Consider the following 1,157-nt stretch of genomic DNA (forward strand, 5'->3'; position numbering starts at 1 on the left):
TAATGTAATATGATATTTGTTTTTTCTAATTCATGTGAGTCATACTCTCCCTGACTAAGCGATTCGCACCAAATCGAAAATCTTGATTTGGGCTCTCTGCTTATACCATTGAGCTACACCCGCATAATAATATGATTCTTATTTAGTTTATAACATATTATATTAATATGTCAATCCCATTTTTTAATTCTATGAATTAAATTTTTTGGAGCGGAAGACGAGATTCGAACTCGCGACCCTCGCCTTGGCAAGGCGATGCTCTACCACTGAGCCACTTCCGCAAAATTGGTGGAAGAGATTGGATTCGAACCAATGAAGGCGGTGCCAACGGATTTACAGTCCGTCCCCTTTAGCCACTCGGGAACTCTTCCTCAATAATTTTATATTTAGTTAATGGAGCTGGTGAAAGGACTTGAACCCTCAACCTACTGATTACAAGTCAGTTGCTCTACCGATTGAGCTACACCAGCATGTATTTACTTTTTACCGCAATAATGTACTCTTGTGACTTTATTACTCTCATCACACGGACTAAGCGACTCGCACCAAATCTAAAACCACGATTTGGGCTCCCTGCTTATACCGATTGAGCTACACCAGCATGTATTTATTGGCGACCTGGAAGGGGCTCGAACCCTCGACCTCCAGCGTGACAGGCTGGCATTCTAACCAACTGAACTACCAGGCCGCAATTTTTAATGTAATTATTTAAATGGTGGGAACTATAGGGCTCGAACCTATGACCCCCTGCTTGTAAGGCAGATGCTCTCCCAACTGAGCTAAGCTCCCATGCTTGTTTCTTTTTTATTCTAATTTAAATGGTGACCCTACCGGGATTCGAACCCGGGTTATCGCCGTGAAAGGGCGGTGTCTTAACCGCTTGACCATAGGGCCTTAATTTTTTTTGGTAGCGGGAGCTGGATTCGAACCAACGGCCTCCGGGTTATGAGCCCGACGAGCTTCCAACTGCTCTATCCCGCGACGATAATCGTGTTGCCAATTAAGTGGCCCTATTATCATGTATTTTGGCTCCGAGGGTGGGGCTCGAACCCACGACCTACCGGTTAACAGCCGGTTGCTCCACCATTGAGCTACCTCGGAACAACCTGGATATTGAATCCATTATGTAGCTTGCAATCTAATTCACAAATTTACAT

At 44.3% G+C, this 1,157-nt stretch carries 8 tRNA genes; all 8 read right to left on the minus strand.

The window, feature by feature from the left end:
* Positions 1-206 precede the first annotated feature (206 nt).
* A tRNA-Gly gene (locus BN358_RS17890) sits at positions 207-281 on the minus strand.
* A 5-nt stretch (positions 282-286) separates the two neighbouring features.
* Positions 287-371: transfer RNA gene (locus BN358_RS17895), tRNA-Tyr, on the minus strand.
* Between the two features lie 23 nt (positions 372-394).
* A tRNA-Thr gene (locus BN358_RS17900) sits at positions 395-470 on the minus strand.
* A gap of 141 nt (positions 471-611) precedes the next feature.
* Positions 612-688, minus strand: a tRNA-Asp gene (locus BN358_RS17905).
* Between the two features lie 25 nt (positions 689-713).
* Positions 714-789 (minus strand) — tRNA-Val (locus tag BN358_RS17910).
* 30 nt (positions 790-819) lie between these two features.
* A tRNA-Glu gene (locus tag BN358_RS17915) sits at positions 820-894 on the minus strand.
* 11 nt (positions 895-905) lie between these two features.
* Positions 906-981 (minus strand) — tRNA-Met (locus BN358_RS17920).
* A 45-nt stretch (positions 982-1,026) separates the two neighbouring features.
* A tRNA-Asn gene (locus BN358_RS17925) sits at positions 1,027-1,101 on the minus strand.
* Positions 1,102-1,157 lie beyond the last annotated feature (56 nt).

The sequence above is a fragment of the Sedimentibacter sp. B4 genome (genome assembly GCF_000309315.1).
In the GTDB taxonomy this organism is placed as follows: Bacteria; Bacillota; Clostridia; order Tissierellales; family Sedimentibacteraceae; genus Sedimentibacter; species Sedimentibacter saalensis.